Here is a 24705-nt window from a genome sequence, read left to right as displayed (position 1 = left end):
CTCACCAGGCCGGAAACGGGTCCGGCAGGCTGGTCCAGGCCTCGGGCGTGAAGCCCTTGGCGGGCACCAGGCACGCATCAAGCGCGCGATAGATCGCGGTCTCGTCCATGGGGCCGGTGCCGATAAAGACGATCTCCTGCCGCCGGTCGCCCCAGGTGCGGTCGAGATAGGGTTCCATGCTGGCCTGCCACTCATCATTGTCCGGCCAGCGCTGACGCGGCACGGAGGCCCACCAGATGCCGCGCCGCTGCGTGCGCACCAGCGCCCCGGCGAGGCTGAATTCCCCCACATGATGCGGCCGCGTCGCCAGCCAGAAAAAGCCCTTGGCGCGGATGACGCCGGGCAGTGACGTCTCGATGAAGCGCTGCAGCAGCAGCGGGTTGAACGGCCGGCGCGCGCGATAGACAAAGCTGCGCACGCCATATTCGAGCGTCTCGGGCACATGGTCCTTGAAACCATTGAGCTCCTTGAACCACAGCGGATTGGCCTCGGCGGCCTCGAGGTTGAACAGGCCCGTATCGAGCACATCGCCGAGATCGACCTGGCTGAAATCGGTCTCGATGATCTTGGCCACCGGATTGAGCGCCTTGAGAATGGTGCGCGCGGCCCGCAGATCATCCGGGCTAGCGGTCGAGACCTTGTTGAGCACGATGACGTCGGCGAATTCGATCTGGTCGACCAGAAGGTCCACCAGCGCCCGCTCGTCCCCCTCCCCGGCCACCTGGCCGCGGTCGGCCAGGAAATCGGTCGAGGCATAGTCCTTGAGCAGATTGGCGCAGTCGACCACGGTCACCATGGTGTCGAGCCGGGTGATGTCGGACAGCGACACGCCGCGCTCGTCGCGGAAGTCAAAGGTCGTGGCCACCGGCAGCGGCTCGGAAATGCCGCTCGATTCAATCAGCAGATAGTCAAAGCGCCCCTCCCCGGCGAGCCGGGTCACCTCGGCCAGCAGATCGTCGCGCAGCGTGCAGCAGATGCAGCCATTGCTCATTTCCACCAGAGTTTCCTCGGTGCGACTGAGATTGGCGCCACCGTCGCGCACCAGCGCGGCATCGATATTGACCTCGCTCATGTCGTTGACGATCACGGCGACCTTGCGGCCCTCGCGATTGTTCAGAATGTGGTTGAGCAGCGTGGTCTTGCCGGCGCCCAGAAAGCCGGAGAGCACGGTGACGGGGAGCTTGGTGATTTCAGGCATATCAGTTCCGCAACAGGCAGGTGGACATTGCCGAATGTGTTATGTTATTACATTTCACATTGCAAGACGCTGCCCCGCCGCGGCGCGCGTTGACAGCAAAAACGTTATTACGTTACATCCGCCCTCCAACCCCGGCAGACTCCAGCACAACCGCAGATTTTCATGCTTGAACCGCGCACGCCGCATCGCCCGCCCCAAACCTTCCGCGTCAGCCGCAGCGATCTGGCGCAGGCCAGCGCCTGGTCGCGCCTGCTGCTGATTGCGCCGGTGCTGGCGCTGGTGTGGATCGTGCTGAGCCTGTTGGTGACGGCATGAGCGCCATTCGCATCGAGGATCTGACGCTGGGCTATGATGGCCATCCCGCCGTTCACCATCTCGACGGCAGCTTTGCCCGCGGCTCGCTGACCGCCGTCATGGGCCCCAATGGGTCGGGCAAGTCCACGCTGCTCAAGGGCGTCATGGGCGCCCTCAAGCCGCTGGGTGGCCGCGTGGTGCTCGATGGCTTTGGCCGTCGTGACATTGCCTATCTGCCGCAACTGGCCGAGATCGACCGCAGCTTCCCCGCCGTGGTCGCCGATCTCTTGGCCCTGGGCTTCTGGAAGCGCCGCGGCGCCTTTTCGGCCATTCGCGGCGCTGACCACAAGGAGATGGAAGCCGCGCTCGCCCGCGTCGGCCTTTCCGGCTTTGAGCGCCGCACCATCGATACGCTCTCGGGTGGTCAGTTGCAGCGGGCGCTGTTTGCCCGCGTGCTGGTGCAGGATGCGCCGGTGATCCTGCTCGACGAGCCCTTTGCCGCCATTGACGAGCGCACTGTCGCCGATCTCACCGATCTCATCACCCATTGGCATGGCGAAGGCCGCACGGTCATCGCCGTGCTGCATGACGCCGAATTGGTGCATGCCAGTTTTCCGCAGACGCTGCTGCTGGCGCGCGAACCCATCGCCTGGGGCGCCACTGCCACCGCGCTGACCGCCGACAATCTGCGCCGCGCCCGCCAGATGGTCGAGGCCTGGGACGAACAGGCGCCGTGGCATGAGCACGACCATGATCACGATCATGATCACCGTCATGATCACGATCATGACCACCGTCATGATCATGGTCACGGCCCTGCTGGCCAGGACCACGACCACCACCACGACCATCCGGCCAGCTCGCGGGGGACGCATTGATGAGCCTCTATGATCTGCTGCTCGCCCCCTTCATGCAGTTCGGCTTCATGGCCCGGGCCCTGGCCGGTGCGGTGATCCTGTCGCTCAGCGCCGGGCCGGTCGGCGTCTTCCTGATGCTGCGCCGCATGAGCCTGACCGGCGATGCCATGGCGCATGCCATTCTGCCCGGCGCGGCCGCCGGCTTCCTGGTCTCGGGCCTCGCCATCCTCCCCATGACGCTGGGTGGCTTTGCCGCCGGGCTGATCGTGGCCGTGCTCTCGGGCCTCGTCTCCCGCTTCACCATCCAGCGCGAGGACAATTCGCTGGCGGCTTTCTATCTCATCTCCCTGGCGCTGGGCGTCATGCTGGTCAGTCTGAAAGGCTCCAATGTCGATCTCATGCATGTGCTGTTCGGCACCGTGCTCGCGCTCAACAATGACGCGCTGCTGATGATCGGCGCCATTGTCACCGTCTCTCTGGTGGCCCTGGCCCTTTTGTGGCGGCCGCTGGTCGCCGAATGCCTTGATCCCACCTTCCTGCGCAGCGTCAGCGGCGCCGGCCAGCCCGTGCATCTGCTGTTCCTTGCCCTGGTGGTCATCAACCTCGTCGGTGGCTTCCAGGCCCTGGGCACGCTGCTGGCCGTGGGTCTGATGATGCTGCCGGCCGCCGCCGCGCGCTTCTGGGTGCGCAGCCTTGAGGCCATGTGCGCCCTGGCCATCGCCATCTCGGTGGTGTCGAGCTATCTGGGGCTCCTGGTCTCCTATCATCTCAGCGTCGCCTCCGGCCCGGCCATCATCCTGGTCGCTGGCGCGATCTATGTGCTCTCCATGCTGTTCGGCAGCCGCGGGCTGGTCTCCAGCCATCTGCGGCCACGCCGGCACCGCATCGCCTGAAGTTCTGCCCGGGCGTCTCCCCGCCCAACTCTGTTGAAAGGCTTCTGACATGACCCGTACCAAGCTTCTGATTGCGGCCCTGATGGGCACCGTGCTGGCGCTGCCGGCCAGTGCCGCCGAGATCAAGGCGGTCGCCAGCTTCTCCATCCTGGGCGACATCGTCTCCCACGTCGGTGGCGACCGGGTCGAGGTGACCACCATCGTCGGTCCCAATGCCGATACCCATGTCTATGAGCCCAAGCCGGCCGATGCGCAGGCGCTCAGCCAGTCGCAGGTGTTCTTCGTCAATGGCCTGGGCTTTGAAGGCTGGCTTGACCGCCTGGTGGAAGCCACCGGCTTCACCGGCCCCGTCGTGGTGGCCAGCACGGGCGTCGCCACGCACACCATGGCCGACGACGCGCATGGCCATGGCGAAGCTGAGGGAGAGGACCATGCCCATGACGCTACCGCCCCCGCTGAAGCCGGGCATGACGACCACGCCCATGCCGAAGAGAGCGGCGAGATCACCGATCCGCACGCCTGGCAGAGCCTGAAGAACGGTCTGATCTATGTGCAGAACATCACTGACGGCCTCTGCACGGCCGATCCTGATGGCTGCGCAACCTACCAGGCCAATGCCAAGGCCTATTCGGCCGAGATCAGCGCGCTGGACGCCCAGGTCGTGGCCGCCGTCGACAGCGTGCCGCAGGCGCAGCGCAAGGTGATCACCACCCATGATGCTTTCGGCTATTTCGGCGAGGCCTATGGCGTGCAGTTCCTGGCACCCGAGGGTATCTCCACTGACAGCGAGGCCTCGGCCGCCGATGTCGGCAAGCTCATCGAGCAGATCCGCGCCGACGGGGTCAAGGCGCTGTTCATCGAGAACATGAGCGATGGTCGCCTGGTCGAGCAGATCGCGCGCGAGACCGGCGTCACCATCGGTGGCGAGCTTTATGCCGATGCCCTGTCGGAACCCAGCGAAGGGGCCTCGACCTATCTGGACATGTTCCGGCACAATGTGGATCTGCTGGTCCCGGCCATGGCCGGCACCCCGGCGCAATAGGGAGACCGAACAGATGGCGCATTCGCATGACGACCACGCTGGCCATGATCACGTCTGGGCCGCGGATCTGACGCGCAACCAGGCGCTGGTGCTGGGCGTGCTGGCGCATGCGGATACGCCGCTATCGGCCTATCAATTGCTCGACCAGCTGCGCGCCGATGGCCTCCGGGCCCCGCTGCAGGTTTATCGCGCGCTGGAAAAACTGGTCGAGCGCGGCCTCGCCCATCGCCTGGAATCGCTCAATGCCTTCGTCGCCTGCGCCGACGAGCATTGTCACCGCACTGGCCTGATCGCCTTTGCCATCTGCAGCAGCTGCGGCAAGGTCGATGAATTCGCCGACAGCCAGATCGAAGACCGCCTCGGCGTCTGGTCGCAAGCCCAGGGCTTTACCGTCGAACGCACCACCATGGAAATCCGCGGCACCTGCGGCAGCTGCGCCGCCAGCTAGATCGTTCCAAGTTCAGATTGACGCGGTTCTATCGCCCCCTCCCCCTTGAGGGGAGGGTCGGGGTGGGGGTGGTTCTTTGGGCCACCGACGGCCCCCTCCCTCGTTCCCTCCCCTAAAGAGCGTGCACTCGGGCGCGCCGAGACGCGACCCGGGTGGGAAGGGAGGCAAAGGAGCCGCAAATCCAATCGAGGTTGAAACGATCTAGGCCTGCGCCTCGGCCAGGCTCAGGAAATGCAAGGCCGCTGAGCCGTAGACGCGGCGGTCATCAAGGACGAAGCCTTCGGGAATGGCCACTTCGGCGTCGACGCTTTCTTCAAAGACGATGACGACATCGGGCGCCAGCCAGCCGTGGGCCAATAGGCCCATCAGCGCCTTTTCACCCAGACCCTGGCCATAGGGCGGGTCAAGGAACACCAGGTCGAACTTGCCAAAGGTGCCGGGCACGCCCAGATCGGTGGCGTCGCGGCGCAGCAGCTTGGTGATGCCGCCCACGCCAAAGGCCTCGATATGATCGCGGACCAGGCCCCGCGCTTCGGCGCCGATATCGACAAAGGTGGCGTGCGCCGCGCCGCGCGACAGGGCTTCAAAGCCCAGGGCGCCGGTGCCGGCGAAGAGATCGAGCACCCGCAGACCGTCAAACACCGGCCCCAGCCGCGAGGCCAGGATGTTGAACATGGATTCGCGGACGCGGTCGGCTGTCGGGCGGATGGAATCGTCCGACGGGGAGATCAGCTGCTTGCCGCGGAACTTGCCGGCCACGATGCGCATGGGAGGCTCCTGCATTCACGGGAATTCACCCCCGGCGCCTGAGAGCCGGGGGCAGTGTGCGGCTGGGCGCGTCAGGCCTTGGGACGACGCGGACCAGCGCTGGGGCGGCCAGCGCCACCGGAGGGACGACCACCACCCGCGGGGCGACCAGCACCACCGGGACGGCCTGCGCCGCCGCTCGGACGGCCACCGGCGGCCGGGCGGCCACCGGGCTTGCCATAGCCACCCGGCTTGGGGCCGCGCTGCGGTGCGGCGCCATCGCGCTTGGGCATGGGCTTGCCATCGGCGCGGGTGCGCGGCTTGCCATAGGTCTTGGCTTCCGACCCCAGATGGTCACGACCGGGGCGATCGGCGCGGTCCGGACGGGCCGGGCGATCCGAATAGGCCGGGCGGTCGCCGGCCGGACGCGACGTACGCGGCCGTTCGTCGAAATTGCGGCCGGGACGCTTGGCTTCGCCCTTGAAGGCTGCACCGGCGCCGCGTTCGCTCTCAGGACGCGTGCGTGGCTCAAAGCTGCGGGCGGGACGCTCGGCGTCCTCGCGGCGCGGACCGCGTGGCGTGCCAGTGAATTCGCGGTCACGCGGCGGACGGGCGCCGCCCTCGGGACGCGTACGCGGCTCAAAGCTGCGCGCCGGGCGCTCGCTACGCTCGGCAAAGGGACGGGCACCAGCCGGGCGGCCGGCACCGGGACGCTCGGCAAAGCTGCGGGTGGGACGATCACCATCCTCGCGGCGCGGGCCGCGCGGCTTGTCGCCAAAGGCCGGACGATCGCCATAGGGCTTCTTGTCCCCATAGGGCTTCTTGTCGCCGAAGGGCTTCTTGTCGCCGAAGGACTTCTTGTCGCCAAACGGCTTCTTCTCGCCGAATGCCTTCTTTTCTCCGAAGGGCTTCTTTTCTCCGAAGGGCTTTTTGGCCCCGGCGGCGGGGCGCGGTGCCTTCTTGCCATAGGTGCTGGCCGGCTGGTCATCCGGGTCGCGCCAGGCCGAGCCCTTGCCCAGGTTCTTCTTGACGAATTCCTCGGGGGCGCGGCCGTCCTCGTCGAAATGGATGTGGCGCGGCGGCGGTGCATCCTCGTCGTCGCGCGGGTCTTCACGCCGGCTCACCGGCTTGCGGCTATCGAAACGGCCGGGACGATCCTGGCGCGGCCGCTCGGCGCGGCGCTCTTCCTCGCTCTGCTCGGCGCCATCGGTGAAGCGGAAGCGCTGGCGGGCAATCTCGACCGTATTGGTGCCACGGCCGGTCAGGCGGTCGCGGGTCGGCTTGCCTTCGAGCGCATTGGCCTCGGGCATTTCACTGTCGAAATCGACATCGGCGGCGTCGGCCAGCTTCTTGCCGAGCTGGTCGCGCAGCATCTTGGCCTTGATGGTCTCGATGCCGCCCACCGGGATATCGCCGAGCTGGAACGGGCCATAGCTGATGCGGATCAGGCGGTTGACCTCGAGGCCCAAGGCGCCCAGCACGTTCTTGACTTCGCGGTTCTTGCCTTCGCGCAGCGCCAGCACCAGCCAGACATTGGAGCCCTGCTCGCGTTCGAGCGTGGCTTCGATGGAGCCATATTTGATGCCGTCGATCTCGATGCCGTCCTTGAGCTTGTCGAGCGCCGCCTGGGTCACCGTGCCATGGGCGCGCACGCGATAGCGGCGCAGCCAGCCGGTGGCGGGCAGTTCGAGCACGCGCTTGAGGCCGCCGTCATTGGTCAGCAGCAGCAGGCCTTCGGTATTGATGTCGAGCCGGCCCACCGTCACCACGCGCGGCAGGCCATGGGTTTCGAGATGCTCGAAAATGGTCGGGCGCCCCTCGGGGTCCTTCTCGGTGACCACCAGGCCTGCGGGCTTGTGGTAGAGCCAGACGCGGGTGCCCTGGCGGGCGGCCAGCGGCACGCCATCGACCATGATCTTGTCGCGTTCGGTGACGTTGAAGGCCGGGGTCAGCACCTTCTTGCCATTGACCGCGACGCGGCCGGCAGTGATCCAGACCTCGGCGTCGCGCCGGGAGCAGAGCCCGGAGCGGGCGATGACCTTGGCGAGACGGTCGCCGGTATCGGGCTTGGCGGGGGAGGCGTCGTTCAGTTCGCGCATTTGGCGTGCCTTGATGTCATGCGGGACCCATTTGGGCGGCGCAGAAAGGAGAAAGCGGCCGGATCATCCGGCCGCTTGAGGATGTAAAGAGCAGATGGTCGATTATTGACCGATCTTGGTTTCGGACTTGGTCAGGGACATACCATTGTTGATCGCCGCACCGGTCACGGCAGTGCTCTGGCGGGCCAGCGCCTTGCGCACGTCCTCGGGGCACTGGGGGTCGCGGATGGACACCAGATTGCCATTGGGCGCAGCACAGACGAGATCTGCATCGCCGACGCGGGTGAAATATTCGTCCGGCGGCAGATAAAGCGGGCGATCGCCGGTCTTGACCGTCACGTCGGCATTGGCATTGCGCAGGCGCGCCATCAACACCTTGGTCTCGGACTCGGTGAGCGGGCGGCCCGAGATCGAGCGCAGATCCACCACCTTGGCATTGCGCAGGCGGGCAAGGTCGGCTTCGGTCAAATTGCTGGTATCGATCTGGACGTTGTCGCTGTCCTTGGGCAGTTGCGCTGCAGCGACCTCGGTGCTCGGCGCCGGCAGGGCCTGGCCGGCCTTGGGCAGGGCCAGCGGCGCGCGGGCCTGGGTCAGCTCGGGCTTGGGCGCTTCGCCCGGAATCAGGCCCACGCCACGGGCGGTGGTGTTCATCACCTCGCGCTCGAATGTGGCCGGGTCGGTCAGGGCATTGGTGCCCTCAACCGTGGTGCAGGCGGCCAAGGTCAGGGCCAGCAGCAGACCAAGCGAGGCCAAACCGGCCCGGGAGGCCGCCCGTAGAGCAGCATTCTGCCCGGTCAATCGATTACGCATGCAAGGTCCTTCAACATCTCGGAGGCGCTTATAACCCATTGTGCTCGGTAAGACCAGATTCTGGCTGCACCGTGTCAACCGCCCTCAATTGGTCGCTTTTGCGCGCCGGCCCAGCCCGATCATGTCGGCAATCAGCAGGATCACACCGATGGTGATGGCCACATCGGCGATATTGAAGATGTAGAACGACCATGTGCCCCAGTGCAGATGGAAGAAATCGGCCACCGCGCCATAGATCAGCCGGTCCAGCGCATTGGACAGCGCGCCGCCGATGCACAGCGCCAGGCCCATGCGGATCAGCGCCGAGTCAGCGCGCACCCACCAGATGGCCAGCGCCACGATGGCCACCAGCATGATCACGCCCAGGCCCCACACCGGCAGGCCATCGAGCAGGCCATAGGAAATGCCGGTGTTCCACACCAGCACATAGTCAAAAAAATCGGTGACCTTGACCACTTCGCCGCCGCGCCAGCCGGTCATGGCGAAGGGCACATAGCTGGTGAAAACCTCAACGCAGGGCGCGGCGCCGATGGCCACGCACTCGCCGGCGACCTGGAAGCCCTTCTGCGCCCGGTCCAGCCCAAAGGCCAGCACCGCGGCAGTGAGGGAATAATAGACCGATGGGTTGAACAGGGAATTGGTCTTGTCTGTCACCGAAAGCTCCATTGGCGCCCCCTCCCCCTTGAGGGGAGGGTTGGGGAGGGGGTCCCTCAGTTCATCACAAGACGACCCCCTCCCCTCAGAGGGGAGGGTGGGAAAGAGCCGAAGCCCGGTCCTACAGCCCCGCTGCCGCGCGTTCGCGCAGCGCCTGGGCGTCGCGCAGCGTGACATCGGGATAGTCCGGGTCGCTGCCCACTTCGGGCAGCACTTTCCAGGAGCGGGCGCAGCGCTTGCCCTGGGCGAGGCTCGGGCTAACGCTGACGCCGGGGACGTCGTCGAGGCGGAAGGCCTCGGCCGGGCCTTCCCCGCTCAGGATCGTCACCGCCGAGGTGATGGCGATCTCGGCCAGGTCCTGCCCGTCGAGCGCCGCCGCCAGGCGAGCATCGGCAATATGAACCACGGGCGCGGCTTCCAGCGACGAACCGATGGTCTTGTCACGCCGCTCGATTTCCAGCGCCCCGGTCACCACGCGGCGCACCGCGCGGATCAGCTGCCACTTGGCGGCCAGCTCGTCATTGAGCCAGCTCTGCGGCACTTCGGGGAACAGACGCAGATGCACCGAGGAATTGGCCTCCGGATGCCGCTCCAGCCAAACCTCTTCCATGGTGAACACCAGGATGGGGGCCAGCCAGGCCGTCAGGCAATCGAACAGATGGTTGAGCACCGTCAGCGCCGATTTGCGCCGGATGGCGCTGATCGGATCGCAATAGAGCGCATCCTTGCGGATGTCGAAATAGAAGGCGCTCAGTTCGATGTTCATGAAGTTGGTGAGCAGCGTCACCACCTTGCGATAGTCGTAGTCCTTATAGGCGCCGCGCACCTGGGCATCGAGCTGGGCCAGGCGATGCAGGATCACCTGTTCGAGCTCAGGCATGTCCTTGGCGTCCACCGCGTCGGTGGATTTATAGTGCGCCAGATTGCCCAGCAGCCAGCGCAGCGTGTTGCGCAGCTTGCGATAGCTGTCGACCGTGGTCTGGATGATTTCCTTGCCCAGGCGCAGGTCTTCCGAATAGTCGGACGACGCCACCCACAGGCGCAGGATATCGGCGCCGAACTGCTTGATGATGTCCTGCGGGGCAACCGTATTGCCCAGCGACTTGCTCATCTTGCGGCCTTCGCCATCCATGGTGAAGCCATGCGTCAGCACGCCTTCATAGGGCGCATGGCCATTGGTGGCGCAGCTTTCCAGAAGGCTCGAATGGAACCAGCCGCGATGCTGGTCGGAGCCTTCCAGATAGAGCGAGGCGGGGAACTTGAGGTGCGGCCACTTCTGCTTGTTGCGCAGCACGAAGCTGTGCGTCGAGCCGGAGTCGAACCACACGTCGAGCACGTCGGTGACCATCTCATAGTCATCGGCCTTGTAGGCGGCGCCGAGATAGCGCTGCGCAGCGCCGGGCTTGTACCAGGCGTCCGCGCCCTCTTCCTCAAAGCTCTGGGCGATGCGGTGATTGACCGTCTCGTCCTTGAGGATCTCGTTGGTGGCCTTGTTGACGAACACCGTGATCGGCACGCCCCAGGCGCGCTGGCGGCTCAGCACCCAGTCGGGGCGGTCCGCGATCATGGCGCGCAGGCGGTTCTGCCCGGCAGCGGGGTAGAACTTGGTGGCGTCGATGGCCTTGAGCGCGCGGTGGCGTAGCGTGTCGCCGGCAGCGCCCTCGATGTCGCGGTCCATATAGACGAACCACTGCGGCGTGTTGCGGAAGATCACCGGCTTCTTGGAGCGCCAGGAATGGGGATATTGGTGCTTGACGCGGCCGCGGGCGACCATGGCATGGCGCTCGGCCAAAGCCGCGATGACGCGGTTATTGGCATCGCCCTTTTTGCCATTGTCGTCGATGACGCGCGCACCTTCGAGGCCCGGCGCGTCCTTTGTGTAGAAGCCGTCGTCGCCCACCACATAGGGGATCTCCGACGAGATGCCCTTGTCGGCCAACAGGCGCGACGAGTTCATCCAGATTTCAAAGTCATCCAGGCCATGGCCGGGCGCGGTGTGCACGAAGCCGGTGCCGGTGTCGTCGGTGACATGGTCGCCGTCGAGCAGGGGGACGTCGAAGGTGTAGCCATCGGCCAGCCCGCGCAGCGGGTGCGCGGTGATCATGGCCGAGAGCTCGGCGCTGCTGACGTCCGCGCGCTTCTCGAAAGCCTCAACCTTGGCCTTGGCGAACACTTCGCCAGCCAGCTTGTCGGCAATGATGTATTTTTCGCCGACCTTGGCCCAGTTGTCCGCCGGTGCTGCGGTAACCTCGTAGAGGCCATAGCTGATCTTGGACGAGAAGCTGATCGCCCGGTTGGCCGGGATGGTCCAGGGCGTGGTGGTCCAGATGATGACCGACGACGACTGCAACGACTGTGTTGCCGACACAGTGTCGTGCCCTGAACCAAGCCAGCCAGCACTAGCCGCATGCAACACCGGGAACTTCACCCAGATGGTGTCGCTCTCATAATCGGCATATTCGATTTCGGCTTCGGCCAGCGCCGTGCGCTCGACCACGCTCCACATCACGGGCTTACTGCCGCGATAGAGCTGGCCGGTCATCGAGACCTTCATCAGCTCGCGGGCGATCTGCGCCTCGGCATCAAAGCTCATGGTGAGGTACGGGTTGTCCCACTCACCCAGCACGCCCAGGCGCTTGAACTCTTCGCGCTGCACATCGACCCACTGTTCGGCAAAGCTGCGGCATTCCTGGCGGAATTCCACCACCGGAACCTCGTTCTTGTCCTTGCCCTTGGCGCGGTACTGCTCTTCGATCTTCCACTCGATGGGCAGGCCATGGCAGTCCCAGCCCGGCACATAGGCCGAGTTGAAGCCCAGCATCTGCATGGAGCGGCTGACCATGTCCTTGAGCGTCTTGTTCAGCGCATGGCCGATATGGATATTGCCATTGGCATAGGGCGGGCCGTCATGGATGGTGAACAGCGGCCGGTCCGCGGCCTGCTCGCGCTGCAGCTTGTAGATGTCCATGTCTTCCCAGCGCTTGAGCCAGCCCGGCTCGCGGTCGGGGAGCCCCGCGCGCATCGGGAAATTGGTCTCGGGCAGGAACAGGGTTGCCGAATAGTCGGTTTCGGCGGCGCCAGCGGCGGTATCGGTCATGGGATCGGCAATCTTGTGGGAGTTTGGGCCGCCTTTTAGCAAGGCCCAGCCCTGGGGGCAAAGTGTTTTAGCCCGTGGCGGCGTCGCCGCGCCCGATGTGCTGCGACGTGGATCATCTGGAGACGGAAAAGTGCTGGTTAAAGATAGACTTGCATAGCGTCGCATTTGCGTGTGGACTGCTGTTGACCAACCAGTGAGATCATCGTGGACGCGATACTCGGCTTGATCGAAGACATCTATGAAGCGGGCGCACGGCCCGAATATTGGCAGACTGCACTGACCGCTTTGGCCGACCTGACGGGCAGTATTGATGCCACCATGGGCGGGCAGACGGCGGCGCTGGTGCCCATGCTGGTCAGTGCCCGCACCGATCCGGACTATGTCCGCTCCTATGCCGAGCACTACCACAGCGGCAATGCCATGCAGTTGGCGCTGCACCGCACGCCGGTGGGCCGCGCAGTCACCGACGCCATGATGGTGGATTCCAACCGTTTCCGCGCCAGCGAGTTCTACAATGAGTGGTGCCTGCCGCAGGGCTATCTGCATGGCATGGCGTTGAACCTGGCCACCTCACAGGGCTGGCGCGCAACCATCATGGTGTCGGGCAAGAAGGACTATGACGGCGAGGGGCTCAAGCTCTTCTCCGCCATCACGCCGCATCTGGTGCGCGCCTTCCAGCTCAACCAGCTGCTGCACGAGACCCAGTCGCTGGGCATGGGCGCCTTTGCGGCGCTCGAATATCTCGATCGCGGGGCGCTGCTGGTCGGGGCCAATGGCGATATCCGCACTGCCAATGGCCTGGCCGAGCAGATGCTGTCCGATGGCGACGGGTTGACGCTGCGCCAGGGCCAGCTGCGCTGCAACACCGTTGAGGAGACGGCGGCGCTCAACCGCCTGGTGGCCCAGAGCGTACGCGGCTTGGCCGTGCGGGACGAAGGCGCCCTGCAAATCTCCCGCAGTGCCGGGCGCAGCCCCTTGACCGTGCAATGCCTGCCCTTTCCCACCCGCAATTGGTGGCCCGGCTTCACCCAGCAACTGGCCATCATCTTTGTCACCGACCCCGACCTGCGCATGGTGCAGGCCACCGAGCGCATGCGCCTGCGCTATGGGCTGACGCCCGCCGAAGCGCGCCTGGCCTGGGAGATCGTGCGCGGTGGCGGCCGCAAATCTGCGGCCTCCAACCGGGGCATCTCGGTGGCGACCGTGCGCAGCCAGCTCACCAGCATTTTCGACAAGACGGGCGTCCGCCGGCAATCCGAGCTCGTGCGCCTGCTGATGGACGAGTGATCGCCCTGTCCAAACCGCCCGCTCAAAGGTGAGGGACCCGTTTCGTCGCTGCGGAGCCTCGGCGGCGGGGCCCTAACCCGCCACAAACCCCAGCCGCGCGTCGAGCGGGCTCAAGGGACGTGCGGCGGCGAGGGCATCGCGGGCCTTGCGGCTGTCGCGGTCCATGGCGGCGATCAGCTCATCGAGGCCGGAAAACACTTCCTGGCCGCGGATATGGGCGATCAGCGCCACCGTGATGGTCTGGCCATAAATGTCTTCGTCAAAATCAAACAGATGCGTCTCAAAGGGCGGGCGCTGGTTGTTGAACATCGGCTTGCCAAAGGCTGCCACGCCATCAAGTAAGCGGCTGCCCAGGCGGGCGCGCACGGCATAAACGCCCTGGGCCAGCTGGAAATTGGCATGGGTCATGGTGTTGGCCGTCGGATAGCCCAGTTCACGGCCGCGCTGGTCGCCCTTGACCACGCAACCGTCGAAGAACCAGTGATAGCCCAAGAGGCGATTGGCGGCGCTCACCGCGCCTTCTGACAGCGCCGCGCGGATACGGGAGGAGGAAATCACCTCCTCGCCTTCATCCATCAGGTCGAGCGTTTCGACGGCAAAGCCCTGCGCCGCACCGGCCGCCTTGAGGAAGGTCGGGGTGCCGCGACGCTGGCGGCCAAAGTGGAAATCGGCGCCGACGATGACGCCGGTGACGCCGAGCGCGCTCACCAGAAAGCGCGCAACGAAATCCTCGGCCTCGATCTGGGAAAAGTCCCGGTCGAACGGCAGGATGACAATGGCGTCGAGCCCCAGCGCTTCGGCCAGGCGCGCCTTGGCATCGCCATCGGTCAGGCGGAACATGAAGGGGGCCGGGGCGAACACATCGCGCGGATGCGGCTCAAAGGTCAGCAGCACAGCCGGGCGGCCAGCGGCAGCGGCGCGCGCCTTTAGCGTGCTCAGCACCGTCTGGTGGCCGCGATGCAGCCCGTCGAAATTGCCGATGGCGACAAAAGCGCCGCGCAGCGTCTCCGGCACGGCATCGAGATTGTTGAGGCGCAGAAAAGCCGTCATCGGGACCCTACCAGGACAGGCGCGGCAGGAAACCGGCCATGTGGGCGCGGCTGGGCGCCACGAGGTCAGCAATGGCCTGCGGGTCGGGCTTGCCGAAGGCATCGAGTTCGGCCGCATGGATCGAGCCGGTGACGAACAGCAGGTCGAGGCCGAACTGCGCCGCGCCGGTCGCGTCGGTGCGCACGCTGTCGCCGATGGCCAGCACGCGGGATTTGTCCAGCGGCCGTCCGGCGGCCACTTCGGCCAGGCGGAACGCTTCCTCATAAATGGGCTGATAGGGCTTGCCGGCCATCAGCACCATGCCGCCCATGGCGGCATAGAGATCGCCCAGCGCACCGCCGCAATAGATGATCTTGTCACCATGCTCGACCACCCGGTCGGGATTGGCGCAGATCATGGGCAGCTTGCGCGCCAGCCAGAGCCGGGCACGCTCGCGGTACATCTCGGGGGTATCGTCATCGGTATCGAGGTCGGTCACCACCACGGCATCGGCGGTCTCGGCGCTGGTGCGGGTGACGTTGAGGCCCTCATAGAGCGCATCGTCCTCGGTGGGCGGACCGACGTGGTGGATGCCGCGGCCGCTGTATTTGGCGATCATCACCCGTGTGGCATCGCCCGAGGAGACGATGGCGTCATAGGCTTCGCGCGTCACGCCCAGCCGGTCGAGCATCTCGATCAGCGGCGCCGAGGGGCGCGGGGCATTGGTGATGAACACCACCCTGCCCCCGGCCCGGCGATAATTGACCAGGGCTTCCACGGCGCTGGGAAAGGCCGCCACGCCATTGTGCACCACACCCCAGACATCGCTCAGCACGGCATCATAGCGGCCGGCAAGATCGGCAAGGCCGGAGATCGAAGGCAGGGAGCTGGTCATCGCGACTTCCGATGCGAACAGGATGCAGTTCTATGGGTCAGCTTGCCCTTGAGGATCAAGCATAAACGACCGGCGGATGGCTATCATGCACGCAGGGTGAGTTGCAAATCCCGGGCGATGGCGCGCGCCGTCGCCTCGGGCCCGGGCATGTCGGTCACCACAAGCGCGCTGAACGGGCGGCTGGCATAGCCCTCTTGATACATCTCCTGGGCGCGGGCGATCTCGTCGGGCGACAATTGCCGGCCACCGCGATTGGTGAAGGCGATCTCAGACGGCGGGTTGAGCGTCACAACGCGCAGTTCTGCGCCCACGCTCAGCGCGGTATCCCGCAAACGCCGGTAATCCTCCTCGCGCAGGGGCACGGCGACAATAAGTGCGGCGCCTTGTGCGGCGATTATGTGTGTCTCTATGTGCGCCATTGAGGCGCTTATGCGCACCGCAAGCGGCGCATCATCGGGCGCGTCGTGGTCATCGCCATCGACAAAGCTGGCATCGGCCACGAGTCGCGCTAAAGCGCGGCCCGTCGTGGTCTTGCCGGCATTGATCGGGCCGGTCAGGATAATAATCTGCATGGAAAATCAGGACTCTGCGCGGCGCAGCGGGGTCACGGCGGCGCGCGGGCGCTCAACCATCAGGTCGGGCCGCACCGGGCCGGGCGCGGCAATATGGGGCCCCTGCACCAGGGCAATGCCATCCTCGATCAGCTCGACGATCTGGCGCTCATTGGTAATGCCGGTGGCCATTAGCGCCACCTCGAACCTATTGAGATAATTGGCAATATCGGAGGCATGGAAGTCGGTGAAGACCTCGGGTTCCTCGATAAACCGGGCAGCATCAATGCGCAGCGACCGCACATTCTGCGCTGCCATCTCGGCGACATCCACCCGCAGTGATTTGACATTGGTCAGGGAGAATCCGGCCCCCTTTTTGGCGACGGCGTCGACCACGGCCCGCTCACCGGTGCTCAGGCTCTGCCAGTCGGCCTGGCTGATGGCAAAGATCAGTCCAGCGGCAAAGGCGCGGTTGGCTTCCATGGAGGCAATCAGCTGTTCGGCCGACATGGAATCGGCCAGCGTCGCGCGCGACAGCGGCACATAGAGCTTGACCGGCTGGCCATTGGCGCTGGCGCGGCGGACGATGGTGACAGCCTCGACCAGTGCGACGCCATCGATGGTGCGCAGCACGTCCTCGCCGCCGCGGCGCGGCAAAAAGTCAGCGCGATCAGCCATTTCGCCGTCCTGCAGCATCAGGCGGGGCACCAGATCATAGCCCTGCGGCCGACGCTGCGGCAGTGTCACCACGGGCTGGACATGAAAGATCAGGCGGTCTTCGGCCAGGGCCTGGCGCAGGGTCTGCAGCGGAATGACGGGCTCGGGCTCGCGCTGGGCGCTGTCGGTGCGCACAACCGGCGCCGGGGTGGGCGCAGCGATCATGCGGTCGCGCGGCTCCGGCCTGGACTTGGTCACGCGATCTTCCATCTCGGCAACGGCTTCGGCCACCTGGCGAATTACAGTACCCAGCACCGAGATATCGGCCTCAACGCCCTCGAGGCGGCTACCGGCATTGATGTCCGCCATGGCATTGATGCGCTGGCCCAGCACGGCGCCGGCCTGGGCATCGGTGGCCAGGAGGCGGGAGAGGTCCTCAATGGCCTTTTCCAGCCGGTTCTCGGCACGCTGGCGCAGCTTGCGCTCCATCATCACGACGCTGACGCAGCCGAACACAATCGCTACGAGGATGGCCTCGGCGGGGGTGAAGGTCAGCCCGAAATAGGCGGTGGCGCCGGCGCCGGCCGCCGCAAGGGCGATTAACGTGTAGACCAATGCCTGCACGGACAAACCTGAGGCCCCTTGTTGATGCCGGGATTCGGCATCTCCTCTTAGCATTGCAGGGGGCCCGGCAAAAGGCGCGGCAACCGTCTTCCAAGCCTAATTGCGTGGGCTCAGGTGGCCATCAGGTTCCAGGCGCGGGAGAAAAAGCGATCAAACATCAGCAGTTGCGCAGCGCCGACCGCAGCACCCGAGCCACCAGCACGACCACGGACAGCCGGCGGGTGCTGATGGGAGAAGACCGGTATGCGCGTCAGGTGGTGGTTCGTGCGCGCAATGACCCGCTCAAGCAGGTGATCGGGCATGGGACCATCGATGACGGCGGCCTCAATCTCGATTGTCGCGCGAATGCCCTGGATGCCGCGCGCCAGGGCCTCGCCGGCCTTGTCGCTCCAGGGTTCGACCACCGATTCCAGTCCGTCCCAGTCCCAGGTCTGGGGGTCCCCGCTCGGACGCTTGCCGCCAGCAGCCACAACAGCCGTGCTCAGGGAATCCAGCGCCGCAAGGAAGTGGATGAAGGTGGGTGCGGATAGGCCGTCGCAGATCATGATCGATCCCAGCTCTGCCGGCCGGCAGCCGCCCTCGCCGAAACCGCCGTCGATCACCAGGCCGCCGCCGACGGCGGAGCCCAGTTGGAAATAGGCAAAGTTGCGCATGCGCGGATGCGCCTGGGCGATCAGTTCGGCCCAGGTGGCTGCATGGCCATCATTGTGCCATTCGACCTCGAGCCCGGTTGCGGCTGCCAACTTGGCCGCAATATTGGTATCGCGCCAAAGGGTCGCCTGCTCGGGGGGCGCACCGGTCAGTTCCACATGCTTTTCAATGTCGGTGGGCGTTGCCAGTCCGACGCCGACCAGGTGCGCACGCTGCTGATTGGTCAGCGAATCACGCAGGCGAACGACCTCCTCGGCGACCCGCTGCAGCAGCGTGGTGGCGTCGGGCCAGTCGTAATAGTAGCGCACCGGCCGGGCCGATACGCCGGCCATGTCGATCAGCACCACCTCGAAATGGCGCCAGCCGATCTCGACGCCGATGCAGAAAGCGCCGTTGGGATTGATAAAAAGAGGTGTGGCCGGTTGGCCGCGGCGCCCGCGCAGAACTTGTCCGCGCAGAATCAGCCCGCGTTCTTCCAGTTCAGAGATGATGCGTGAGGTGGTCTGCGCGCCCAACCCGGACAGGCGGGCCACATCCGCGTTGGAGCTGCCGGGACCAATGGCGATCAGGCCGAGGACGGTGCGCTCATTGGCCAGGCGAACGCCTGACTGGGCCACGCCACGAACCATGACCTGCATTCTCTCGGTTACAGTTTTTTTTCGCATGGGCAATAACTTAACTGAGCTCGGGCACGGCTAGCAAGACTGAGATCAAAATTTCGTAATGCGAACTGTTGAACGGAAAATTTACCCTGTTGCCCAACAATTGCAATCGTCCAGAATCCCCAGACGGAAGCGCCTGGGGTGACAGGATTTTGTGACTAAGCAGTGCGAGGGCCGAGCCGTATGGCAATGCAGAATTTGAGCAATGGCGCCTCCAGTGGACAGCTGATGCTGATCGACCAGGATCAGGATCATGCGCGCCTGGTGGCCGATGCGCTCTCGCAGAGCCTGGACCAATTGACCCAGATCAGCATCGTTCCGGGCGGTCGCCCCGCCGCCGACCTGCTGCGCGACCATGCCTTTGACATTATCCTGGCCGATCTGGGCAGCCTGCGCGATCTGGCCGACCACAGCGACGATGCCGTCGCGCGGCTGGTGCGGCTGGCCAGCGGCGCCTTGGTGGTGGCCGTGGCCACGGGCAGTTCGGTCTCAGCCGCTGTCGGGGCCATGCGCGCCGGCGCTCATGATTATGTCGCCAAGCCGATCAACGGACCGGCCATGGCCGCCCGGATCAACGAGTTGGCGCTGCGCCATGGAAAGGGCCGGTCGCTGGGCATTGAATGTCGCAATGATGCTGGGATCAGCGATTTCGCCGGCTTTATCGGCGCCTCGAGCGCCATGCAATTCGTCTATGAGCAGATCGGTCGCATTGCCGCCTCGTCGGCGCCGGTGTTCATCACCGGGGAAAGCGGCACCGGCAAGGAAGTCTGTGCCGAAGCGCTGCACAACAAGGGCCATCGCGCCGGCAAGCGACTGGTGGCGATCAATTGCGCCGCCATTCCGCGCGACCTGATGGAGAGCGAATTGTTCGGTGTGGCGCGTGGCGCCTTCACCGGTGCGCATGAGGACCGCAAGGGCGCCGCCGAACTGGCCGATGGCGGCACGCTCTTCCTCGACGAGATCGGCGAGATGGATCTGTCGCTGCAGTCCAAATTGCTGCGATTCCTGCAGACCGGCATGCTCAGCCGCGTCGGCGAGGCCGGCGTGCGCCGCGTCGATGTGCGGGTGATCTGCGCCACCAATCGCAACCCCATGCAGCTGATTGCCGAGAAGAAATTCCGCGAAGACCTGTTCTATCGCCTGCATGTGCTGCCCATCCATTTGCCGCCGCTGCGGCAGCGGCCGACCGATATCATGCCGCTGGCCCGGCATTTCCTGGCGCATTATGCCAGCGAGGAAAACAAGCGTTTCGGCGGCTTTGCGCCCGACGTGGCGGCCCTGCTGGCGGCCGGCGAATGGCCGGGCAATGTGCGCCAGCTGCAGAACCTGGTGCGGCGCCTGGTGGTAATGTTCGATGGCGGAGACATCACTGCCGACATGCTGGCCAAGGCCGATATCGAGGCCAAGGACAGTCTGCGCTCCAGCGAGCCCGAGCCCCGCGGCAATCGCCGACCGGCAATCCTGCCAATGTGGCAGCAGGAACAGCGCATCATCGAGGATGCTATTGCCTGCTTTGGCGGCAATGTGTCGCTCGCCGCGGCGGCGCTCGAAATCAGCCCCTCGACGATCTATCGCAAGCGCCAGGGCTGGACGGACATGGCGGCGGCTGGCTAGCTGCTGCCAGAGGCTGACGCACACAGGCTCTAGTGGTCGCCGCGGGACAAGCGGAGACACAGCATGACCACAGGCCATGTATTCATCGGCACCAGCCTTGACGGCTTCATTGCCCGGCGGAACCACGATATCGCCTGGCTCACTGACTATCCCACACAGGGCGAGGACCATGGCTTTGCCGCCCATATGGCGGGGGTGGACGCCGTGGTCATGGGGCGCGGCACCTATGCGACGATCAAGGACATGCGGCCCTGGCCCTATGACAAGCCGGTGGTGGTGCTGAGCCGCTCACTTGCGCAGACAGATGTGCCCGCCGAGTTGGCCGACAAGGTTGAGATCATGCAGGCGAGTCCAGCGGTGGCGATGGACCGTTTTGCGGGTCGGGGCTGGACCCGCGTCTATGTCGATGGCGGCAATGTCATCCAGTCCTTCCTGCGCGCCGGGCTGATCGAGGATCTGGTGATCAGCCGCATTCCGGTGCTGATCGGGGAAGGCATATCCCTGTTCGGTGCACTGGATGCGGACGTGGCGCTCGAACACCTGCACAGCAAGGCTTTTGATTCAGGGCTCGTGCAATCGACCTATCGGGTGAAGCGCTAAGGCGTATTGGCCTCGCGGGCCTTGACGCGGTCGAGGCCAAGGTAATGCTCGCGCAGGATCACGGCGATGCCGGAGGCGACGATGATGCTGGCGCCGGCGATCATGGCCAGAGTGGGCACTTCGGCAAACACCACCATGCCGATGACGATGGTGAGCAGCAGGGACACATATTCGAATGGCGCGATGACCGACATGTCAGCATATCGGTAGCATGAGGTGAGCAGCAATTGGCCGACGCCACCGGCAAAGCCAGCGCCGATCAGCAGCGCCGCCTGCTGCGGCGTGGGCATCACCCAGCCGAAGGGGATGGTGAACAGCGACAGCACCGTGGCGCAGATGAAGAAGTAGATGACGATCGCCTCGGTGCGCTCGGTCTGCACCAGCTTGCGCACCTGCATCATGGCAAAGGCCGAAAACACGGCAGCCCCCAGCGAGGCCGCTGCGCCGGTGGCCTCATCGGCCCCCAAGGCAGCGCCGCTCGAGAACAGCGTCAGCCGCGGCCAGAGGATAATCAGAACGCCCAATAGGCCGATCAGCACCGCCGTCCAGCGGAAGACATGCACCCGTTCCTTGAGCAGGACAGCGCTGAACACAACGATCAGCAGCGGCGAGGCATAGCCGATGGCGGTGGTTTCGGGCAGCGGCAGGCGGGTCAGCGCGAAAAAACCCATGCCCATGGAAGTGACGCCGACAAAGGCGCGCAGCACATGGCCCATGGGCCGGCTGGTGTGCAGCGCACTGCGCAATTGCCGGGTCCAGGCCAGATAGGCCACCACGGGCAGGATGGCGAAGAAACAGCGGAAGAACACCAGTTCGCCGGCTGGGATGGTCTGGGTCGCCTTGAGCAGGGTGGCCATGACCACGAAGGCACAGACCGAGAGCACCTTGAGCACGATGCCGCGCAGGGGACCACCAGCCGGAGCGGCTGAACGGTCTGGGGCGGCTGGCGCGGGGCGGGTCACGGTCTACTCGTCGCTGGGATCGAGGCGGGAGCAGGCGCGCCTGATCGGCGCGCCGGCGGGTTAGCGGCTGGCAGACTGTTCCAGCTTTTCCTTGGCAATGCGCGCGGTGGCGAACGCCTTGTGCTCGGGGCCAACGGCGCTGCCGGTCTTGACCACCTTGCCGGTGGAATCATGGATTTCCCAGTGCCAGTTGGCATTGGGACCACTGCCGCCCTTGAGGCGGAGCTTGATCTGAAGTGTGTTTTCCTGGGTCATGGGTGCCTTATGACCCAGCTTTGTCCGGGACGAAAGAGGCCGCGCGAAAAAAGCCGTGCCGAGAGCCGCCCTTCTGGCAGCGCCGAAGGGGCGCTGGCCGCAGCAAGCGCCCCGGGTTTCAAGCCCCCTGCCCGGCTAGACCGCCGAGTAGCGGATCTCAATGCGATCGCCCCAGAAGGCCAGCATATCGCGGATAGGCTCCACCAAGGGACAGGGATCGGGGTAATACCAGACCTGGTCCACGCCGGTGGCCGTCAGCGTCTTGATGGTGCAATAGGACGCCTCGCCCTTATAGGGACAGGTGGTGCGCGTCTCGCTCTCTTCGAGGATGCCGGGCTGGATGTCAGCGCGCGGGAAATAGACCCGGCGCGGGCAGCCTGGCTCGTCCAGGTGCATCGCGTTGATGGAACTGGCGATTTCGGCATCATCAAAGATGACGTGTACGCGGCCTTCCACCGGGGTGATCTTGATATCCTTGTCCAGACATTGGCGTGTCATGTCATCCTGCCATCGGTTGGAGAAAGGGACAGGCTAGCCCCCTGCTGTGCACAAACTGAGGCCGGCCGATCTTGACTTGCTCGGGGGCCGGTCCTATATCCCGGCAGCCTGTTAGCACTCTCTATCGTCGAGTGCTAACAGGCACCGAAATTGCATCATACCCTGCTGCCACTAAGGAGCAAATCATGGGCTTCCGTCCTCTGCACGACCGCGTGGTCGTCCGTCGCCTCGACAGCGAAGAAAAGACCAAGGGTGGGATCATCATCCCCGATACCGCCAAGGAAAAGCCGTCCGAGGGCATCATTGTCTCCGTCGGTCCTGGCGCCCGTGACGAAAATGGCAAGATCAATGCCCTGGACGTCAAGGCCGGCGACCGCGTGCTGTTCGGCAAGTGGAGCGGCACCGAGGTCAAGCTGAACGGCGAAGACCTGCTGATCATGAAGGAAAGCGACATCATGGGCATCGTCGAAGGCTAATCGCCTTCCGCCGATCTCCATATTCGTTTCAACCCGACCCAAGGAGCGCCTACAATGGCTGCTAAAGAAGTTAAGTTCTCCACCGATGCCCGCGACAAGATGCTGCGCGGCGTCAACATCCTGGCCAATGCGGTCAAGGTGACGCTCGGTCCCAAGGGCCGCAACGTCGTGATCGAAAAGTCGTTCGGTGCCCCGCGCATCACCAAGGACGGCGTGTCGGTTGCCAAGGAAATCGAACTGGAAGACAAGTTCGAAAACCTGGGCGCCCAGCTGCTGCGCTCGGTTGCCTCCAAGACCAATGATGTTGCCGGCGACGGCACCACCACGGCCACCGTTCTGGGCCAGGCCATTGTTGTTGAAGGCGTCAAGGCTGTTGCCGCCGGCTTCAACCCGATGGATCTCAAGCGCGGCATCGACATGGCTGTCGAAGAAGTCGTGGCTTCGCTGAAGGCTTCGTCCAAGAAGATCACCTCGTCGTCCGAAGTTGCCCAGGTCGGCACCATCTCGGCCAATGGCGAGAAGGAAATCGGCGACATGATCGCCGAGGCCATGCAGAAGGTCGGCAACGAGGGTGTCATCACCGTCGAAGAAGCCAAGACCGCCGAGACCGAGCTCGATGTCGTTGAAGGCATGCAGTTCGACCGTGGCTACCTGAGCCCCTATTTCGTGACCAATGCCGAGAAGATGACCGCCGTCCTCGAGGACCCGGTGATCCTGCTGCACGAAAAGAAGCTCAGCAATCTGCAGGCCATCCTGCCGATCCTGGAATCGGTTGTGCAGTCGCAGCGCCCCCTGCTGATCATTGCCGAAGACATTGAAGGTGAGGCTCTCGCGACCCTCGTCGTCAACCGTCTGCGTGGCGGCCTCAAGGTTGCTGCCGTCAAGGCTCCTGGCTTCGGCGACCGCCGCAAGGCCATGCTGGAAGACATCGCCATCCTGACCGGTGGCCAGGTGATCTCCGAAGATCTCGGCATCAAGCTGGAAAACGTGACCCTGGACATGCTGGGCACGGCCAAGCGCGTCGAGATCACCAAGGAAAACACCACCATCGTTGATGGTGCCGGTGCTGCCGACGACATCCAGGGCCGCGTTGGCCAGATCAAGGCGCAGATCGAGGAAACCACCTCGGACTACGACAAGGAAAAGCTGCAGGAACGTCTGGCCAAGCTGGCTGGCGGCGTTGCCGTGATCCGCGTTGGCGGCTCGACCGAAGTGGAAGTCAAGGAGCGCAAGGATCGCGTCGACGACGCTCTGAACGCCACCCGCGCTGCCGTTGAAGAAGGCATCGTCCCCGGCGGCGGCGTGGCTCTGCTGCGCGCTTCCAATGCCCTCAAGGTCAAGGGTGCCAATGCCGATCAGGAAGCTGGCATTGCCATCGTCCGTCGTGCCCTGCAGGAGCCGGTGCGTTGCATCGCCAACAACGCCGGTGCCGAAGGCTCCGTCGTGGTCGGCAAGATCCTGGAAAACACCTCGCCCACGTTCGGCTACAATGCCGCAACCGGCGAATATGGTGACCTGGTTGCCCTGGGCGTGATCGACCCCGTCAAGGTGGTCCGTCATGCGCTGCAGGACGCCGCTTCGGTTGCTTCGCTGCTCATCACCACCGAAGCCCTGATCGTTGAAGCCCCCAAGAAGGACGCTGGTCCTGCCATGCAGGGCGGCGGCGGCATGGGCGGCATGGGCGGTATGGACTTCTAAGAAGTCCAAACGCCCAAAGCGTAAAGTGCTCGGACCGGTCAAGCCGGTCCGAGTGGCGGTATGGACTTCTAAGAAGTCCAACCAACCAACACAGTTCTGGAGTTCGT

General features: G+C 64.8%; 24 protein-coding genes. 10 read left to right on the top strand and 14 right to left on the bottom strand.

Translation table 11 applies throughout. The annotated features are described in order from the left end of the window. Position 1: 1 nt before the first annotated feature. Positions 2–1198 (bottom strand): GTP-binding protein, encoded by a 1197-nt coding sequence (locus E8M79_RS06315; RefSeq protein ID WP_137151098.1) that lies wholly within the window; start codon positions 1196–1198, stop codon positions 2–4. A 162-nt stretch (positions 1199–1360) separates the two neighbouring features. Between E8M79_RS06315 and E8M79_RS18360 the strand changes: the two genes are divergently transcribed. The 5 genes from E8M79_RS18360 to E8M79_RS06295 are packed head-to-tail and all read left to right on the top strand — an operon-like array spanning position 1361 to position 4732. Continuing rightward, positions 1361–1513 (top strand): hypothetical protein, encoded by a 153-nt coding sequence (locus E8M79_RS18360; RefSeq protein WP_171015754.1) that lies wholly within the window; start codon positions 1361–1363, stop codon positions 1511–1513. After that, entirely contained in the window at positions 1510–2370 is an 861-nt protein-coding gene (gene aztA, locus E8M79_RS06310) for a zinc ABC transporter ATP-binding protein AztA (RefSeq protein WP_137151097.1), read from the top strand. The genes E8M79_RS18360 and aztA overlap by 4 nt, the downstream gene beginning before the upstream one ends. Beyond that, positions 2370–3242, top strand: coding sequence for a zinc ABC transporter permease AztB (gene aztB, locus E8M79_RS06305; protein WP_137151096.1), 873 nt, complete (start codon positions 2370–2372; stop codon positions 3240–3242). The genes aztA and aztB overlap by 1 nt, the downstream gene beginning before the upstream one ends. A 49-nt stretch (positions 3243–3291) precedes the next feature. Continuing rightward, positions 3292–4284 (top strand): metal ABC transporter substrate-binding protein, encoded by a 993-nt coding sequence (locus tag E8M79_RS06300; RefSeq protein WP_137151095.1) that lies wholly within the window; start codon positions 3292–3294, stop codon positions 4282–4284. 13 nt (positions 4285–4297) lie between these two features. Continuing rightward, positions 4298–4732: a Fur family transcriptional regulator gene (locus tag E8M79_RS06295; RefSeq protein WP_137151094.1), complete on the top strand. Its 435-nt coding sequence runs from the start codon at positions 4298–4300 to the stop codon at positions 4730–4732. A gap of 201 nt (positions 4733–4933) precedes the next feature. Here the strand turns inward: E8M79_RS06295 and rsmD are convergent, their stop codons facing one another. From rsmD to ileS, 5 genes are all read right to left on the bottom strand, one after another. After that, positions 4934–5500 (bottom strand): 16S rRNA (guanine(966)-N(2))-methyltransferase RsmD, encoded by a 567-nt coding sequence (gene rsmD / locus E8M79_RS06290; protein WP_137151093.1) that lies wholly within the window; start codon positions 5498–5500, stop codon positions 4934–4936. 71 nt (positions 5501–5571) lie between these two features. Next, a complete protein-coding gene (locus tag E8M79_RS06285) occupies positions 5572–7578 on the bottom strand; it encodes a pseudouridine synthase (RefSeq protein ID WP_137151092.1) in 2007 nt (668 codons plus the stop codon). A gap of 102 nt (positions 7579–7680) precedes the next feature. Then, positions 7681–8388, bottom strand: a complete 708-nt coding sequence (locus tag E8M79_RS06280) for a hypothetical protein (RefSeq protein ID WP_137151091.1) — start codon at positions 8386–8388, stop codon at positions 7681–7683. An 84-nt stretch (positions 8389–8472) separates the two neighbouring features. Then, the gene (lspA, locus tag E8M79_RS06275; RefSeq protein ID WP_248304920.1) at positions 8473–9042 is read right to left on the bottom strand and encodes a signal peptidase II; all 570 of its coding nucleotides are present in this window, start codon (positions 9040–9042) and stop codon (positions 8473–8475) included. Between the two features lie 121 nt (positions 9043–9163). Next, positions 9164–12139: an isoleucine--tRNA ligase gene (ileS, locus tag E8M79_RS06270; protein WP_137151089.1), complete on the bottom strand. Its 2976-nt coding sequence runs from the start codon at positions 12137–12139 to the stop codon at positions 9164–9166. Between the two features lie 204 nt (positions 12140–12343). Here ileS and E8M79_RS06265 point away from each other — a divergent pair, with 204 nt between their 5' ends. Then, the gene (locus E8M79_RS06265) at positions 12344–13426 is read left to right on the top strand and encodes a helix-turn-helix transcriptional regulator (RefSeq protein ID WP_137151088.1); all 1083 of its coding nucleotides are present in this window, start codon (positions 12344–12346) and stop codon (positions 13424–13426) included. Positions 13427–13498: 72 nt separating this feature from the next. Here E8M79_RS06265 and E8M79_RS06260 read toward each other — a convergent pair whose 3' ends face one another. From E8M79_RS06260 to E8M79_RS06240, 5 genes are all read right to left on the bottom strand, one after another. Then, positions 13499–14476 (bottom strand): bifunctional riboflavin kinase/FAD synthetase, encoded by a 978-nt coding sequence (locus E8M79_RS06260; RefSeq protein WP_137151087.1) that lies wholly within the window; start codon positions 14474–14476, stop codon positions 13499–13501. 7 nt (positions 14477–14483) lie between these two features. Continuing rightward, complete coding sequence (locus tag E8M79_RS06255) at positions 14484–15350, bottom strand: TIGR01459 family HAD-type hydrolase (protein WP_137151086.1); 867 nt, start codon at positions 15348–15350, stop codon at positions 14484–14486. 83 nt (positions 15351–15433) lie between these two features. Next, entirely contained in the window at positions 15434–15922 is a 489-nt protein-coding gene (locus tag E8M79_RS06250; RefSeq protein WP_137151085.1) for a shikimate kinase, read from the bottom strand. A 6-nt stretch (positions 15923–15928) separates the two neighbouring features. After that, positions 15929–17182 (bottom strand): EAL domain-containing protein, encoded by a 1254-nt coding sequence (locus E8M79_RS06245; protein ID WP_171015753.1) that lies wholly within the window; start codon positions 17180–17182, stop codon positions 15929–15931. A gap of 110 nt (positions 17183–17292) precedes the next feature. Beyond that, positions 17293–18471: an ROK family transcriptional regulator gene (locus E8M79_RS06240; RefSeq protein ID WP_171015752.1), complete on the bottom strand. Its 1179-nt coding sequence runs from the start codon at positions 18469–18471 to the stop codon at positions 17293–17295. A gap of 213 nt (positions 18472–18684) precedes the next feature. Here E8M79_RS06240 and E8M79_RS06235 point away from each other — a divergent pair, with 213 nt between their 5' ends. Then, on the top strand, positions 18685–20109 hold the full coding sequence (locus tag E8M79_RS06235; RefSeq protein WP_248304919.1) for a sigma-54 dependent transcriptional regulator: 1425 nt from the start codon (positions 18685–18687) through the stop codon (positions 20107–20109). A 63-nt stretch (positions 20110–20172) separates the two neighbouring features. Continuing rightward, positions 20173–20709 (top strand): dihydrofolate reductase family protein, encoded by a 537-nt coding sequence (locus E8M79_RS06230; RefSeq protein ID WP_137151082.1) that lies wholly within the window; start codon positions 20173–20175, stop codon positions 20707–20709. On the opposite strand, the gene E8M79_RS06225 is transcribed toward E8M79_RS06230, so the two are convergent. From E8M79_RS06225 to E8M79_RS06215, 3 genes are all read right to left on the bottom strand, one after another. After that, positions 20706–21671, bottom strand: a complete 966-nt coding sequence (locus E8M79_RS06225) for a DMT family transporter (RefSeq protein ID WP_282568099.1) — start codon at positions 21669–21671, stop codon at positions 20706–20708. The two genes, E8M79_RS06230 and E8M79_RS06225, sit on opposite strands and share 4 nt — an antisense overlap. A gap of 60 nt (positions 21672–21731) precedes the next feature. Beyond that, positions 21732–21926: a hypothetical protein gene (locus E8M79_RS06220; RefSeq protein WP_137151081.1), complete on the bottom strand. Its 195-nt coding sequence runs from the start codon at positions 21924–21926 to the stop codon at positions 21732–21734. Positions 21927–22061: 135 nt separating this feature from the next. Further along, positions 22062–22424 (bottom strand): DUF427 domain-containing protein, encoded by a 363-nt coding sequence (locus E8M79_RS06215; protein WP_137151080.1) that lies wholly within the window; start codon positions 22422–22424, stop codon positions 22062–22064. A 185-nt stretch (positions 22425–22609) separates the two neighbouring features. On the opposite strand from E8M79_RS06215, the gene E8M79_RS06210 reads away from it, so the two are divergent. Then, positions 22610–22900, top strand: coding sequence for a co-chaperone GroES (locus E8M79_RS06210; RefSeq protein ID WP_137151079.1), 291 nt, complete (start codon positions 22610–22612; stop codon positions 22898–22900). 54 nt (positions 22901–22954) lie between these two features. Next, entirely contained in the window at positions 22955–24598 is a 1644-nt protein-coding gene (gene groL, locus E8M79_RS06205) for a chaperonin GroEL (protein WP_137151078.1), read from the top strand. Positions 24599–24705 lie beyond the last annotated feature (107 nt).

This window comes from Devosia sp. FKR38, assembly GCF_005222805.1.
Lineage (GTDB): Bacteria > Pseudomonadota > Alphaproteobacteria > Rhizobiales > Devosiaceae > Devosia.
The sequence above is the reverse complement of the archived record's forward strand: the minus strand, read 5'-3'. Positions and strand labels throughout refer to the sequence as shown.